Here is a 14,500-nt window from a genome sequence, read left to right as displayed (position 1 = left end):
GTCGGTGTGTATAGTCGGGCGCCAGAGGTCCCCTACGTCAAGGAAGAGACGAGGTCGCGCGGTGAAGAAGCTTCTCCTGGTCGCACTGGCCGCCATCGGCGGGCTCCTCGTGTACCGCCAGATCCAGGCGGATCGCGCCGAGCAGGATCTGTGGACGGAGGCGACTGACTCCGTGCCCACGGGTTCGTGAGCACCGACATCCGATTCTGAAAAACCCCGGCCGTCAGAACGGTCGGGGTTTTGCGTTGCCCGGATGCCACGCCGCATCCCGGGGCAGGATGGGCGACGGTCCCACGGTCCGGGCAACGACGAGGGGTGGCGCGTGATGGGGCGGCGTACGACGTGGTGGCGCGCGAGACCGGGGCACGGCCGGACTCCGGTACGCGCGCGCGTGGCGGCCGCCGGAGCGGTGCTGTGCGTCTCGGTGGCGCTGACGGCGGGGCCGGCCTCGGCGGCGGACTCCTCCTACGCGTTCGCGGCGGACGCCCGGACCGTCAAGGGCGCGACGGGTACCACGGACGCCGCCCTCCTCGACCCCGGCAGGAGCTACCGCAGCTCCCTCCCCAAAGGCGCGAAGCTCTACTACCGCCTCGAACCCGACGCCTCCACCAGCGCCTACGTCGCCGTCACCGCCGTACCGCGCGGCAGCGGCAAGCTCTCCGTGAACGACGGCATCAAGGTCTCGGTGCAGAACTCCCGGGGCAACTCCTGCTCCTATGAGAGCGCCAACTTCGGGATCACCGGCAGTCCGCATCCCATCACGGCCTGGGGCGCGCGGACGACGTCCCCGCGCATGCCCCTGTGCGAGGGCGGCGGCCCGTACTACGTGGTCGTCGAGCGCGCCGACGCCGACGGCTCGACCTCCGGCACCTGGGACCTGGAACTGGCCACCGCGACCGAGCCGCGCCTCGGCCGGACCGGCGCGACCAGCGCGCCGACGACCTGGAACTCCGCCACCCCCTCCCCGCTCACCGGCGAGGCCACCACGCGCCAGGGCGGGGCCGGGTTCGCCCGGGCGGCCTCGGTGAAACAGGGCGTCTGGCGCGCCGGCATCTCGCCCGGGCAGACGCTCTTCTACAAGGTCCCCGTCGACTGGGGCCAGCAGCCGTCCGCCGTGGCGGAGCTGGGCAGCCACGACGCCGGCGACAGCAGCGGTTACGCGGTGGGCGCGCTGCAGATGACCCTCTACAACCCCGTGCGCGCCGACGTCGAGGACATCGAGATCGGCTACGACGGCAGCCAGAACACGGCCTCCCTGGCCCCGGTACCGCCTGTCGCCTACGCCAACCGCTACGCGCCCACCGACCAGGTCAACGGCATGCGCTTCGCCGGCTGGTACTACCTCGCGATCCACCTCTCCACCGCGGTGGCCGACGACTTCGGCACCGGGCCGTTCGGGCTGACACTGCGGGTCCGGGTCACGGGCGCGGCCCAGGACGGCCCCGGGTACGCCGGGCAGGCCGTCCCGCAGGACGTCTTCGGTGTCACGGCCCAGGACCGCGCAGCCGCCGGGGACGGCGGGAGCGGCGCGGGCGGCGACGCGATGAGGGCACTCGCCGCGGGGGGCATCGGCGCGGGGACAGTGGTGCTGGTGGTGCTCGGGGTGTGGACGGTCGTGGGGCGACGGCGGGTTCGGGCCTCGTGAGGCGTCAGACGCGGGTCAGGGCCCAGAAGCCGACCGCGTAGCTGACCAGGGCGAACAGCAGGAGCGGCAGGGCCACCTTGGCGGGCGGGCCGCCGGGTCGGCGGGCTCGGCGTGCGGCCCGGTGGCTGCGGCGCGCGGTGTCCTGCGTGAGGCCGTTGACCAGGTGCGGAGCGATTTCCTGCGCGGGAGGTGGAACCTGCCGGTCCTGAGCGGTGTACGAAGCAGTAGAGGCATCGTCGCGCTGGTGCGGAGCCGGAGGCACGGCACGGGGGGAGGACAGGACGTGCGTGGGGTCGTGGGGGGAGACGTGGGCGGGGTAGGGCTGACCGCCCTGAGGTGTCTGGCCCTGTGCCTGCGCCTGTACGTGGGGCGGTGGCTGCGGGGCGGCCGGCGCCTGCGGAGAGGGAGTTCGGGGGGAAGCGGCGGAGGTGACGGTGGCCTGGGGCGGTGGCAGATGGAAGCTGCCGGTGTCCGACATGCCGGGCGGCTGAGCGGGGACGGCCGACTGCGGCTGGGAGCCGGTGTCCCGGCGCGGGTCGACGGGGGGAGCAACGCCCGCGGACGGTACGGCGGTTGTACGGGTGGGAGGCGGCCCGGAGTCTGCGCCGGAGCCGTACGGCAAGGAACCTGTACCGGGGCCGGACGGCACGGAGCCGGAACCTGCTCCGAACGGCAGAGAACCCACGCCGGAGCTGGACGGCACGGATCCTGCGCCGGACGCGGGCGGCACGGATCCTGCGCCGGACGCGGGCGATATGGACCCTGCGCCCGACTCGGGGGCCCGAGAGCCCGGGCCGGACTCGTAGGGCAGAGAACCCGTACCGGAGGTGGACGACGAATCGCCGGGGGAGGCGCTCGCCCTGACCTCGACTCCGGGTGCCGGTTTCAGGGGCCCCTCGGCGGCGAACCCCGGCGGCAGCGGTCCGATCTGGTCGAAGATCTCGATCAGCTCGTCGTCGGGACCGGGCTCCGGCAGCAGCTCCCTGGCCGCGGCAAGCGCCTTGCGCGCCCCCGTGGCGGTCCTGAACCGCGCCTGCGGGTCGGGCTGCAGCAGCGTCGCCACGACCTGCCACAGCGGCTCGGGAACGCTCTTGGGCGCGCCCGGCGTCCCGTGCGCCGCGAAGTACTCCACGAGCGCCTTGGTGTCCGGCTTGGCGCCCTCCAGCAGATACAGCGCGACCAGACCGACGGCGAACAGGTCCGCGGGGAAGTCGGGTTCCGCGCCCATCATCTGCTCGGGCGCGAGATAACCGGGCGTTCCCACCACGAGGTTGGTCTCCGTAAGCCGCGGCTCACCCAGCCGCATGGCGATGCCGAAGTCCGACAGCCGCAGCCGCGGCCGGCCCGTACCGGTGGCCTCCAGCAGCACGTTGGCGGGTTTGATGTCCCGGTGCACCACGTCCTCGGCGTGCACCGCGGCCAGCCCCGACAGCAGCTGATCGAGCAGCGTGCAGACGAACGCGGGCGGCAGAGGACCGTAGTCGCCGATCAGATGGACCAGCGAGCCGCCGGCGACCAGGTCCATGGTGAACAGAACCTTGTCGTCGTCGGCGGCCCAACTGGCGGGCGCGAGCACATGGGGGTGATCGATCCGCAGAGCCTGCTCACGGACGAACCGCAGCAGGGAGTGCGCGTCGCTCTGCTGGAGCACCTTGGCGGCCACATAGCGGCGCCGGCGGTGGTCCCAGGCACGCCACACGGCGCCGACCCCTCCGCGCCCGATCGGGTCGACCAGTTCGTACCGGCCGGCGAAGACCTCACCCATGGCTGTGCGTCGCTCCTCCCCCTTCGGCTACCCCCCTTGCTTCCCCCTGGATGAGCGATACGACTCCCCCTCGTTGCCGTGGCCCGGCCGCCGAACCCCCTTCGACGAACCGGGCCGCGGGCTCAGTTCTGGTGGGACTGGTAGTGCGCGACGGCGTCGGAGGTGCGGCCGGCGCCGTACACCCGGAGGAACTCTGCCAGTTCCGGGTGGCTCGGGGCGAGGGTGTCCGCGGCCTCGATGATGTCGCCCGCGGCGGCCACGGACCGCAGGAGCGACTGGATCTCGCGGACCACCCGCTTGACGGTCGGCGCTCCCGAACTGCTGGTCGTGGTCGTGGTGTTGCTGAGCACAGATCCCCCCTGAGACTTCTTGATCTCCTCCATGCGGTCGGTGGCCTCCGCCGCGCTGACACTGCCGTCCGCGACCTGCCCCGCCAGGTCCTGCAGCAGCTGCACCCGCTGTACGACAGCGGGATTGCCGATCTTCGCCCGCTGACCGCTCATCAGCTGTGACAGCATCGGAGCGGACAGGCCCAGAACCCCCGCAAGACGAGCCTGGTTGAGGCCGAGATCGTCTATGAGCTTACGGAAGAGCGCCCCCAGTGGCTCCCCGTACCAGTTCCGCTGCAGTTCCCGCGCTCTTGCGGTGGCTTCCTGCTGTGCGGCGTCCATTGCGTCTCCCCATCGCTTCCCCAAGTACGGTGGTTCGCTGTAGCGAACCACGCCGAGCATCTTACGGAGAGTGGTCGTCTGCGGGGACCCCCAATCTTTTTGCGAGATCCCCGGGATGACCCGGTACTCTGGTCTCCGGCGCACGTCGGTACGCGGTTCTTCCGATGGGACGCACCACTTCCGGGGCCTTAGCTCAGTTGGTAGAGCGCTGTCTTTGCATGGCAGATGTCAGGGGTTCGACTCCCCTAGGCTCCACATCGAAACCCCTCTGACCTGGAGAAACATGGTCGGAGGGGTCTTTTCATGCCGTCGGCCGCGGCGTTGGAACGGCCCGCAGGACACTCCGGGGCCGTCACCGGGCCGAGGCTGCCGTCCGGCCGTTCGCTGCTCGCTGCCGCTGCGGGCACCCTTCCTCCATGTCGGCCGCGATCCCAAGCCGCGCCGGTGCCCTGCGATCGCGTCCCCTCAGCTGGGCTCGAGGGGGTGATTCCCGGCTCCCCTCGGCCGGTGACGTGCATCACCGGGGCGCCCTCTCCCCGCGAACATTGCAAAAGTTTGCGCAAAGATGAGCATTCGTCAAGATCCATGGGCGGTCACCGCGGCGGCCCGTACGGCGCAGGGGGCGGTGGACGCGGGTAGAGAGCCCTTGCCCTGAGCTGGCGCGAAGGGGATCGCGGTAACCAGAAGGACGCACTCCGTAAAGAGAGTCCGCACAGGGTCCGCACAGACGGGGCGTTGCAAACGTCATCGTCCGCGGTGGAGACAGGGGAAGACAGTCGTGGGGCGGGAGACCGTCAAGTCTCCCGCCCCACGGGCGTGGTCGGGCGCCTCGGAGGTCAGTGGCCCTCGTCGTGCTTGGCGGCCTCCTCCTCGGCCTCCTTCGCCTGGACCTCGGGGTCGAGCACCGACTGTCCGCTGCCGTCCACGGACGTCAGCCGGCTCGTCTCGGGCACCTCGGTGGCGGCGGGCGGCTCGACCAGCCAGTCCGGGTTGGCCTGCTTGTCCCACCACTTCCAGGCGGCGAAGGCACCGCCGGCGACCGCGCTGATCACCAGCAGCGTCCTGGCCGCGCGGCCGGCCCGGGCCCGCCGCTCCTGCCTGCGGACCAGCTTCTGGATCTCCTTCGCCGAGACCTGGCCGCGCAGCGCGGCCAGCGCGGCGGCACCGCGCGCGGCGGCCTCGTCCGCGACGGGCCCGGCGACGGCGACCGCCTGCTCGATCCTCGGCCGTGAGTAGTCGGCGGCCTGCCGGGCCGCCTTGCGGGTACGGACGGCCGCCTCATGGGCGGCCTGGTCGACCTTCGGCGGCACATGGGTGCGTGCCTGTTCCAGCCGCGGCGCGACAAGGGCGTCGTACTGGACGCGTGCCTGGTCGGCCGCCAGGGACACCTTCGGCGCAAGCCGTACGCGTGCCTCGTGTGCGTAGTGCGCGGCCCTGTCCTTGGCCGTGTCGGCGTAGGGCGCCACCACTTCCGCGGCGTGCAGCACGCTGTCCTTCGCCGAACCGGTCGCGGCGCGCACGCTGTCGATGCGGGTCACGGGTTCCTCCTCCTCGGTGGCGTACGGTATTTCGACTTTCCACCCTTTTACGGATCATGCCTGTCAACGAACCCTCAGGCATGCGAGGGCGGGCATCCGGGTCATCTGAGGATGAATAAGGGGCAACGAGAGCTTGTCGTCGACAATGCCACGGATCGCCGCCCTTCGCTCCGGTACCGGGGGGTACAAGACCGGTTTTCCGCATCCGGTTACCCGGGATCCGCGCCGAGAAGCGGGTGCCGGACGACGTGGGGCGGGTACCGTGCGAGGATCGGGGGGTCACGGAAAGACAACGGAAGGCAGATCGTGGCTGAGCAGCTTTACGCCACCCTGAAGACCAACCACGGCGACATCGACGTCCGGCTCCTGCCGAACCACGCCCCCAAGACGGTCCGGAACTTCGTCGAGCTCGCCCAGGGCGAGCGTGAGTGGGTCAACCCCGCCACCGGCGCCAAGTCCACGGACAGGCTCTACGACGGCACGGTCTTCCACCGGGTGATCAGCGGTTTCATGATTCAGGGCGGTGACCCGCTGGGCAACGGCACCGGCGGTCCCGGTTACCAGTTCGAGGACGAGTTCCACCCGGACCTGTCCTTCAACAAGCCCTACCTGCTGGCCATGGCCAACGCGGGTCCGGGCACCAACGGCTCGCAGTTCTTCATCACCGTCGCCCCCACGACGTGGCTGAACCGCAAGCACACCATCTTCGGCGAGGTCACCGACGCGGCCAGCCAGAAGGTCGTGGACGCCATCGCCACCGCCCAGACCAACCCGCGCACCGACCGTCCGGTCAACGACGTCGTCATCGAGTCGGTCGTCGTCGAGACGCGCGAGGGCTGAGTCGCCGCACGGCAGGAACCAAACGCCCCGCTCATCCGTAAAGATGGGCGGGGCGGTGCTTTTGCGCAACGCACCCGTACGACGACCTAGGGGATGTCATGGACCACGCGGCAGGCAGCTCGCAGGACGCCACGAGCGCGCCCGGCTGCTACCGCCACCCGGACCGCGAGACCGGCATCCGCTGCACCCGCTGCGAGCGGCCGATCTGCCCCGAGTGCATGGTCAACGCCTCGGTCGGCTTCCAGTGCCCCGAATGCGCCCGCGGCGACTCCGGCACCGGGCATCCGCCGGCCGCGGCCCGTCCTCGTACGATCGCCGGCGGCAGCGTCGCGGCCGACCCGCGTCTGCTCACCAAGATCCTCATCGGGATCAACGTGGCGGTGTTCATCGCCGTGCACGTACGGCCCTCGCTGCTGGACCACCTGGTCCTCATCGGGGAGTGGCCCCCGGCGCCGTACCACGCGACGCAGGGCGTCGCCGCGGGTGAGTGGTACCGCCTGGTGACCTCGATGTTCGCGCACCAGGAGCTGTGGCACATCGCCTTCAACATGCTGAGCCTGTGGTGGCTCGGCGGGCCCCTGGAAGCGGCCCTCGGCCGTGCGCGCTATCTCGCGGTGTACTTCGCCTCGGGTCTCGCGGGCAGTGCCCTGGCCTATCTGGTGGGTTCACCGACCACCGCGACCCTCGGCGCCTCCGGCGCCATCTTCGGCCTCTTCGGCGCCACCGCCGTGCTGATGCGCCGGCTCAACTACGACATGCGGCCGATCCTCGCCCTGCTGGCGATCAACCTGGTCATCACCTTCGGCTGGGGCGGTATCTCCTGGCAGGCCCACATCGGCGGTCTGGTCGCCGGTGTGATCACCGGCTACGGAATGGTCCATGCACCCCGCAGACACCGCGCCCTCGTGCAGTACGGCACCTGTGCGCTCGTCCTGCTGGTTGTCGTGGTCCTGACCCTGATCAGGACGGCTCAGCTCACCTGACGTGCCCGGTTGTCCACAGCGGGTGGCGAATCTTGTGCATGACGGACGGGAACAGCTGCGCCCCCTGTCACTGACCGTGTTTGCGCAGGTCAGGCAGGGGGCGAACAGGCTTGCGAAGAGTCATGGGATGGTCGTACCGGCGTCAACGCCCGACGGGTTATCCACAGATCGTCGTTCTTTATCCCCAGGGGCTCTGTGGATTTTTTCTCCGGGCTGTGGATAACTCTGCGGATAGCCGTGGGCAGAGCTGGGTTCACCCGGCCGTGGCCGTCGCGTCGACCGCTACTTCCACTGCGTGGAGACGCCGAATCCCGCGGCGATGAAGCCGAAGCCCACCACGATGTTCCAGTTGTCCAGCGCGTCGATGGGCAGCGAACCGTCGGTCACATAGAAGACGACGATCCAGGCGAGGCCGATGACGAACATGGCCAGCATCACAGGCGCGACCCAGCCGCGGCTGTGCAGCTTGAGGTTGGTCGCCTGCTTCGCCGGAGGCGGCGTGTAGTCGGCCTTCTTGCGGATACGTGACTTCGGCACGAGGGTCTCTCCTGTCGATGCGCTGCGTGGCCGCGCAGGGAACTGGGGCTGGCTCCGGGGCAGCGTACAAGGGGACTCTCAGAGCTCCCCCGGGCGTCCGTTAGCGTAGTGCTTCCGCGGTGCCGAAGGAGATAAGGGTACGTTGAGCAATTCTGCCGACTCCCCCCAGGCCGGATCCAGTCCTGGCCGGGGGCCCCGTTTCCGGCCCGTACGGATCCTCACGGTGGCCGTCTTCGCCCTCGCGGGGCTCATTTTCTTCACCAGTTTCAATACGGCCAAGGGCACCAATATCCGCACGGACACGTCCTTGTTGAAGCTTTCGGACCTCATCCAGGAGCGCAGCCGCAAGAACAAGGAACTGGACGAGTCCAACGCCTCCCTGCGCGGGGACGTCGAGGCGCTCGCCGAGCGCGACGACGGCAGCACCAAGGCGCAGGACGAGAAGCTCGCCGGCCTGGAGAAGAGCGCGGGCACGCAGAAGCTCAAGGGCAGGGCGATCACCGTCACGCTCAACGACGCCCCGCCGAACGCCACCGCCAAGCTCCCGGGCTATCCCGAGCCGCAGCCCGACTACCTGGTCATCCACCAGCAGGACCTGCAGGCCGTGGTGAACGCCCTGTGGCAGGGCGGAGCCAAGGGGATCAAGGTCATGGACCAGCGGCTGATCTCCACCAGCGCCGTGCGCTGCGTGGGCAACACCCTGATCCTCCAGGGCCGGGTCTACTCGCCGCCGTACAAGATCACGGCGATCGGGGACCCGGACAAGCTGAACCAGGCGATGTCGGCCTCGAAGGCGATCCAGAACTACATGGTGTACGTCAACGTGTACGGCCTCGGCTGGAAAGTCACCCAGGACGGGACGGTGACTCTTCCCGGCTACTCGGGCACAGTGGATCTGCACTACGCCCAGCCCGTGAAGTGAACTGAGCCGCTCGGGAGCTGCCGGTGCGCGTCGTCGTCAGGACCGTCAGCGAACTGTTCATCACCGTCGGTGCGTTGATAGTCCTCTTCGTCGCCTATGTCCTGTTCTGGACGGGTGTTCGGGCGGACGGCGCGATGAGCCACCAGATCGATGTGCTGCACAACCAGTGGTCGAAGCAGACCGTGCGCCCCACGACGACGGCCGGCACCGCCGCCACGCTCAAGAAACCGGCGCCCTACAGTCCGGGCAGGCCTTTCGCGATCATGTACATCCCGCGGATTGGTTTCACGTGGAACAAGCCCGTGCTGGAGAACACCGCCGTCAACACCCTGAAGAAGGGCCTCGGGCACTACGCGGACACCGCGCAGCTCGGCCAGGTCGGCAACTTCGCGGTCGCCGGCCACCGTCGCACGTACGGCGACCCCTTCGTGGACTTCCCGAAACTGCGGCCGGGCGACGCCGTGGTGCTCACCGACGGGACCACTTGGTTCACGTATCGGATCGACAAAGGCCCCTACAAAACGGTTCCCACCGACGTTGAGGTGATCGACCCTGTGCCACGTAAGTCGGGGTACACGCGTCCGGGCCGTTATCTCACGCTGACCACGTGCGATCCGGAGTGGGGGCACAGCCACCGCCTGATCGTGTGGGGGCACCTGGACTCCACACAGCCTGTGGAGGCAGGCAAACCGGCCGCGCTGCGCCGTTAGTCTGGTGACGGTACGGCGTTGGACTGGTGCCGTGGGTGGAACGGAAGGGACGGCATGTACGGCTGGATCTGGCGGCATCTGCCGGGGAACGTGTGGGTGAAGGCGCTGATCTCGCTCGCCCTGGTCCTGCTGGTGGTCTACGTCCTGTTCCAGTACGTCTTCCCGTGGGCCGAACCGCTGCTTCCCTTCAACGATGTGACGGTGGACAACCAGTGAGCGCGCGCATTCTGGTCGTGGACAACTACGACAGCTTCGTCTTCAACCTGGTCCAGTACCTGTACCAGCTGGGTGCCGAGTGCGAGGTGCTGCGCAACGACGAGGTGTCGACCGCGCACGCCCAGGACGGCTTCGACGGCGTCCTGCTCTCGCCGGGCCCGGGCACACCCGAGGAGGCCGGCGTCTGCGTCGAGATGGTGCGCCACTGCGCCACGACCGGCGTCCCGGTCTTCGGCGTCTGCCTCGGCATGCAGTCCATGCAGGTGGCGTACGGCGGTGTGGTGGACCGCGCCCCGGAGCTGCTGCACGGCAAGACCTCGCTGGTCGAGCACGAGGGCAAGGGCGTCTTCGCCGGCCTGCCGACGCCGTTCACCGCGACCCGGTACCACTCGCTGGCGGCGATGCCGCCCACCGTCCCGGCCGAGCTGGAGGTCACCGCGCGCACCCACGACGGGATCATCATGGGCCTCAGGCACCGTGAACTCCCCGTCGAGGGCGTGCAGTTCCACCCCGAGTCGGTGCTCACCGAGCACGGGCACCGGATGCTGGCCAACTGGCTGGTGGAGTGCGGCGACCAGGGCGCGGTGGCGAGGTCGGTGGGGCTCGCCCCGGTGGTGGGCAGGGCCACGGCGTGACCGCGCTGCGCCCCGAGCGCGAGTCCGGCACCTCGTACGGGCAGGAGCCGCACGAGGCCTCCGGCACGTTCGAGGACTGGGCGGTGGGGCGGCAGGCCTACGAGCCGCCGATCGACGAGGAGACCGTGGCGCTGCGGATCCCGAATCCGCCGCCCGGCGAGTCGATATTGGCTGTGCGGCCGTCTGGCGCCTCAACGGCCGCTGCTGCGGGCGGAGTCACCCCGGGAGGCCGAGCGGCCCGCAGAAAGGCCGCCAAGCGCCGTCATGGGCGTCATGGGGGAGCTCCGGCGACTCCTGATACTGCTGAGGCTTCTGAGACCTCTGCTTCTGCGACGTCCGGGGTGCGGGCACCGCTGTCCCGGATGGAGGCCCGGCGTCAGGCCCGCGCGCGCAAGCCCAGCGCCGGGGTGATCGCGAGCCGGGCGATCGGTGAGCTGTTCATCACCACCGGTGTCCTGATGCTGCTGTTCGTCTCCTACCAGCTGTGGTGGACGAACGTCCGCGCCCACGCGCAGGCCGACAAGGAGACCAGCACCCTGCAGAACGACTGGGCCAGCGGAAAGCGCGCGCCCGGGGAGTTCGAGCCGGGGCAGGGCTTCGCGATCCTCCACATCCCCAAGCTGGACGTGGTGGTGCCGATCGCCGAGGGCGTCAGCAACAAGAAGGTGCTCGACAAGGGCATGGTCGGTCACTACAGCGAGGGCAAGCTGAAGACGGCGATGCCCTCCGCGAAGACCGGGAACTTCGCGCTGGCCGGCCACCGCAACACGCACGGCGAGCCGTTCCGGTACATCAACAAGCTCAAGCCGGGCGACGAGGTCGTCGTGGAGACGCAGGACGAGTACTACGTCTACAAGATGACCTCGACGCTGCCGGTGACCTCGCCCAGCAACACGAGCGTGATCGACCCCGTCCCCAAGGGGTCCGGTTTCACCCAGCCCGGCCGCTACATCACCCTCACCACCTGCACGCCGGAGTTCACCAGCAAGTACCGGTTGATCGTCTGGGGCAAGATGGTCGAGGAACGGCCGCGCAGCAAGGGCAAGCCGGATGCGCTCGTCGAATAGGACAGAGGAACGTGGCAGCGACCACCGACGACAGACAAGAGGACACGGACGACGCGGACGCGTACACCGGGACCCCGGCCCGCCGCCGGGGTCCCGGCCGGATCGCCACGGCGGTCAGCGTCTTCGGTGAACTCCTCATCACCGCGGGCCTGTTGCTGGGCCTTTTCGTCGTCTACTCGCTCTGGTGGACGAACGTCGTCGCCGACCGCGAGGCGGACAAGGAGGGCGACAAGGTCCGCGACACCTGGGCCCACGAGCCGGGCGGCCCGGGCGCGCTGGACACGAAGAACGGCATCGGCTTCCTGCACGTGCCCGCCATGAAGAACGGCGAGGTGCTGGTGGAGAAGGGCACCTCGACGAACGTCCTCAACGACGGCGTCGCCGGCTACTACACCGACCCGTTGAAGGCGACGCTCCCGATGACGGGCAAGAAGGGCAACTTCACGCTCGCCGCCCACCGGGACGGCCACGGCGCCAAGTTCCACAACATCGACAAGCTCAAGGTCGGCGACCCGATCGTCTTCGAGACCAAGGACAAGTGGTACGTCTACAAGGTCTACGACGTACTCGACGAAACCTCGAAGTACAACGTCCAGGTCCTCGCCCAGGTCCCCAAGGAGTCCGGCAGGACCAAGGCAGGCCACTACATCACCCTGACGACGTGCACCCCGGTGTACACCTCGCGCTACCGCTACGTGGTCTGGGGCGAACTGGTCCGCGTCGACAAGGTCGACAACAAGCGGACTCCGCCGAAGGAACTGCGCTGAGACGAGCGGGCTGAACCAAGCGAAGGGCCCCTGCCGGGATCGCTCCCGGCAGGGGCCCTTACGTGTCCGAGGGCACCGTCAGCCGCCTGCGCCGCCGAAGAGGTTGGTGCCGCCGTTGTTTCCGCCGTTGTTGTTGCCGTTTCCGCCGAAGGTCGTCAGGTTGACCGATGAACCCTGGTCGACCGTGCTGCCCTGGCCCGGGTCCGAGCTGATGACGATGGCGTTGTCGTCCTGGGAGCCGTTGATGTTGCCGACCTGGAGGCCCACCTGCTGCAGGGCGTTCTTGACGTCCTTCAGCCGCTGACCCTGGATGTTCGGCACCTGGACCTGGGTGTTCTGCTTCTGACCGATGTTGATCTGCACCGCGGTGTTCTTCTTGACCTGGGTGCCGATCGACGGGTTGGTCGAGATGGCCTTGCCGTCCTGGTTGTCGTCGGTCGTGGGGGTGTTGACGCAGTTGCCGTTCAGGCCGTTCTGCTGCAGCTCGGCCTTGGCGTCGTCACAGCTCTTGCCGGTGACGTCGGGCACCGCGACCGTCTCCGCGGCCTTGGCGATGGTGAGGGTGATCGTCGATCCCTTCTCCACCTCCTTGCCGCCGATGGGGTTCTGGTCGAGGACCGTGTTCGGGTCCTCCGTCGACTCACGCGTCTTGGTCTCGACCTTGAACTGGTAGTCGGAACCCTCGAGCTTCGCCTTCGCGTCGTCGAGGCTCAGGCCGACGACACCCGGCACCTGGACCTTGGGCGCCCCGGTCGACACCACCAGGTTGACGGCGGTGTTCTTCTTGACCTTGCTGCCCGGTGTCGGGTCCGTGGAGCAGATGTTGCCCTTGGACTGGTTCTCGCAGGGCTGTTCCTTGACCGTGCCGACCTTGAGGTCGCTGTTGGTCAGCTGTTTCTCGGCGTCCGCCTTCGGCTGGCCGACGATGCTCGGCACGGCAACCGTGTCGTTGCCGGTGCCGTGGCCGCTGACCACCCACCTGCCGATCAGGATCGCGCCCACCAGCACCAGGATGCCCGCGACGACCAGCAGGATCGTCGAGGTGTTGTTCTTCTTCTGGCGCCGCCGGTCGGGCCGGTCGTCGTAGCCGAAGCCGCCGTCGTCCGGGTTCATGGGCGGCAGCATCGACGTGGCGCCGGCGCCCGCGTCGGAGCGCAGGGCCGTCGTCGGCTGGTCGTCGGGGTAGCCGCCGTAGCCGACGGAACCCATCGCCGCCGTCGCCGCGACCGGCTGGCCGTCGAGGCACGCCTCGATGTCCATGCGCATCTCGTCGGCGGACTGGTAGCGGTAGTTGGGGTCCTTGACCAGCGCCTTCAGGACGATGGCGTCCATCTCGGGCGTGATCTCGGGGTCGAAGACGGAAGGCGGCTGTGCCTCTTCGCGGACGTGCTGGTAGGCGACGGCGACCGGGGAGTCGCCGACGAACGGCGGCCGTACCGTCAGCAGCTCGTACAGCAGGCAACCCGTCGAGTAGAGGTCCGAGCGGGCGTCCACCTGCTCGCCCTTCGCCTGCTCCGGCGACAGGTACTGCGCGGTGCCGATGACCGCCGCCGTCTGCGTCATCGTCATGCCGGAGTCGCCCATGGCGCGGGCGATGCCGAAGTCCATGACCTTGACCTGGCCGTTGCGCGTGAGCATCACGTTGGCCGGCTTGATGTCGCGGTGGACGATGCCGCTGCGGTGGGCGTACTCCAGGCCCTGCAGGATGCCGATGGTCATCTCCATGGCCCGCTCGGGCAGGAGCTTGCGGCCGGAGTGCAGGAGTTCGCGGAGCGTGGAGCCGTCTACGTACTCCATGACGATGTACGGGATCGAGACCCCGTCGATGTAGTCCTCGCCCGTGTCGTAGACCGCGACGATCGCGGGATGGTTGAGCGAGGCGGCCGACTGGGCCTCCCGGCGGAACCGGGCCTGGAAGGACGGATCCCGCGCGAGGTCCGCGCGCAGCGTCTTCACCGCCACGGTGCGGCCGAGCCGGGTGTCGTGCGCGAGGTAGACCTCCGCCATGCCACCACGGCCGAGCACCTGGCCCAGCTCGTACCGGCCGCCGAGGCGACGCGGCTCTTCCATAGCTTCCTACCAGCCCTCTCCGTCGGTCCCGACCGGCACGGGTGTGCGGTCGGAGGCTGCCGTCCGGGCCTACCGTACCCGGCTAGCTTTGTGTGACCTGGCCAAGCCCGTAACCCGATACAGGACCGGTATCG

General features: G+C 69.1%; 14 protein-coding genes, 1 tRNA gene and 1 pseudogene. 11 read left to right on the top strand and 5 right to left on the bottom strand.

Annotated elements, in window-relative coordinates:
- The first annotated feature begins 61 nt into the window (after window positions 1-61).
- The gene (locus tag ACWCQ1_RS08255) at window positions 62-190 is read left to right on the top strand and encodes a DLW-39 family protein (RefSeq protein WP_003999697.1); all 129 of its coding nucleotides are present in this window, start codon (window positions 62-64) and stop codon (window positions 188-190) included.
- 201 nt (window positions 191-391) lie between these two features.
- Window positions 392-1,645 (top strand): hypothetical protein, encoded by a 1,254-nt coding sequence (locus ACWCQ1_RS08250; protein ID WP_451026085.1) that lies wholly within the window; start codon window positions 392-394, stop codon window positions 1,643-1,645.
- A 4-nt stretch (window positions 1,646-1,649) separates the two neighbouring features.
- On the opposite strand, the gene ACWCQ1_RS08245 is transcribed toward ACWCQ1_RS08250, so the two are convergent.
- Together ACWCQ1_RS08245 and ACWCQ1_RS08240 are read right to left on the bottom strand one after the other, a co-directional pair.
- On the bottom strand, window positions 1,650-3,410 hold the full coding sequence (locus ACWCQ1_RS08245) for a protein kinase domain-containing protein (RefSeq protein ID WP_451026084.1): 1,761 nt from the start codon (window positions 3,408-3,410) through the stop codon (window positions 1,650-1,652).
- A 122-nt stretch (window positions 3,411-3,532) separates the two neighbouring features.
- Complete coding sequence (locus ACWCQ1_RS08240) at window positions 3,533-4,081, bottom strand: helix-turn-helix domain-containing protein (RefSeq protein WP_133048376.1); 549 nt, start codon at window positions 4,079-4,081, stop codon at window positions 3,533-3,535.
- Window positions 4,082-4,263: 182 nt separating this feature from the next.
- Here ACWCQ1_RS08240 and ACWCQ1_RS08235 point away from each other — a divergent pair.
- Window positions 4,264-4,336 (top strand) — tRNA-Ala (locus ACWCQ1_RS08235).
- A gap of 581 nt (window positions 4,337-4,917) precedes the next feature.
- On the opposite strand, the gene ACWCQ1_RS08230 is transcribed toward ACWCQ1_RS08235, so the two are convergent.
- The gene (locus tag ACWCQ1_RS08230; RefSeq protein WP_133048377.1) at window positions 4,918-5,619 is read right to left on the bottom strand and encodes a DUF5324 family protein; all 702 of its coding nucleotides are present in this window, start codon (window positions 5,617-5,619) and stop codon (window positions 4,918-4,920) included.
- A 306-nt stretch (window positions 5,620-5,925) separates the two neighbouring features.
- On the opposite strand from ACWCQ1_RS08230, the gene ACWCQ1_RS08225 reads away from it, so the two are divergent.
- Both ACWCQ1_RS08225 and ACWCQ1_RS08220 read left to right on the top strand, forming a co-directional pair.
- Entirely contained in the window at window positions 5,926-6,459 is a 534-nt protein-coding gene (locus ACWCQ1_RS08225; RefSeq protein WP_208781654.1) for a peptidylprolyl isomerase, read from the top strand.
- A gap of 98 nt (window positions 6,460-6,557) precedes the next feature.
- Complete coding sequence (locus ACWCQ1_RS08220) at window positions 6,558-7,442, top strand: rhomboid family intramembrane serine protease (RefSeq protein ID WP_133048379.1); 885 nt, start codon at window positions 6,558-6,560, stop codon at window positions 7,440-7,442.
- Between the two features lie 282 nt (window positions 7,443-7,724).
- Here ACWCQ1_RS08220 and crgA read toward each other — a convergent pair whose 3' ends face one another.
- Window positions 7,725-7,979: a cell division protein CrgA gene (gene crgA / locus ACWCQ1_RS08215; RefSeq protein WP_133048380.1), complete on the bottom strand. Its 255-nt coding sequence runs from the start codon at window positions 7,977-7,979 to the stop codon at window positions 7,725-7,727.
- A gap of 142 nt (window positions 7,980-8,121) precedes the next feature.
- On the opposite strand from crgA, the gene ACWCQ1_RS08210 reads away from it, so the two are divergent.
- From ACWCQ1_RS08210 to ACWCQ1_RS08185, 6 genes and pseudogenes are all read left to right on the top strand, one after another.
- Window positions 8,122-8,901 carry a DUF881 domain-containing protein gene (locus tag ACWCQ1_RS08210; protein WP_356770046.1) on the top strand — a complete coding sequence of 260 codons (780 nt, stop codon included), beginning with the start codon at window positions 8,122-8,124 and terminating at the stop codon, window positions 8,899-8,901.
- 23 nt (window positions 8,902-8,924) lie between these two features.
- Window positions 8,925-9,611, top strand: a complete 687-nt coding sequence (locus ACWCQ1_RS08205; RefSeq protein WP_451026083.1) for a class E sortase — start codon at window positions 8,925-8,927, stop codon at window positions 9,609-9,611.
- A gap of 23 nt (window positions 9,612-9,634) precedes the next feature.
- Window positions 9,635-9,827 (top strand): annotated as a pseudogene (locus ACWCQ1_RS08200) (hypothetical protein).
- Complete coding sequence (locus ACWCQ1_RS08195) at window positions 9,824-10,462, top strand: aminodeoxychorismate/anthranilate synthase component II (protein ID WP_358600639.1); 639 nt, start codon at window positions 9,824-9,826, stop codon at window positions 10,460-10,462. Before ACWCQ1_RS08200 ends, ACWCQ1_RS08195 begins: the two are co-directional and overlap by 4 nt.
- Window positions 10,459-11,529: a class E sortase gene (locus ACWCQ1_RS08190; protein ID WP_451026082.1), complete on the top strand. Its 1,071-nt coding sequence runs from the start codon at window positions 10,459-10,461 to the stop codon at window positions 11,527-11,529. Before ACWCQ1_RS08195 ends, ACWCQ1_RS08190 begins: the two co-directional genes overlap by 4 nt.
- Before the next feature lie 11 nt (window positions 11,530-11,540).
- Entirely contained in the window at window positions 11,541-12,296 is a 756-nt protein-coding gene (locus ACWCQ1_RS08185; protein ID WP_451026081.1) for a class E sortase, read from the top strand.
- Between the two features lie 78 nt (window positions 12,297-12,374).
- On the opposite strand, the gene pknB is transcribed toward ACWCQ1_RS08185, so the two are convergent.
- On the bottom strand, window positions 12,375-14,366 hold the full coding sequence (pknB, locus tag ACWCQ1_RS08180) for a Stk1 family PASTA domain-containing Ser/Thr kinase (protein WP_451026080.1): 1,992 nt from the start codon (window positions 14,364-14,366) through the stop codon (window positions 12,375-12,377).
- Between the last annotated feature and the right edge of the window lie 134 nt (window positions 14,367-14,500).

It is taken from the genome of Streptomyces sp. NPDC002144 (assembly GCF_053593695.1).
This window is presented reverse-complemented; position numbering and strand designations above follow the sequence as displayed.

Coding starts and splice junctions, on each gene's coding strand:
- ACWCQ1_RS08245 (WP_451026084.1), bottom strand. CDS start 3,410: ATGGGTGAGGTCTTCGCCGGCCGGTACGAACTGGTCGACCCGATCGGG.
- ACWCQ1_RS08240 (WP_133048376.1), bottom strand. CDS start 4,081: ATGGACGCCGCACAGCAGGAAGCCACCGCAAGAGCGCGGGAACTGCAG.
- ACWCQ1_RS08220 (WP_133048379.1), top strand. CDS start 6,558: ATGGACCACGCGGCAGGCAGCTCGCAGGACGCCACGAGCGCGCCCGGC.
- pknB (WP_451026080.1), bottom strand. CDS start 14,366: ATGGAAGAGCCGCGTCGCCTCGGCGGCCGGTACGAGCTGGGCCAGGTG.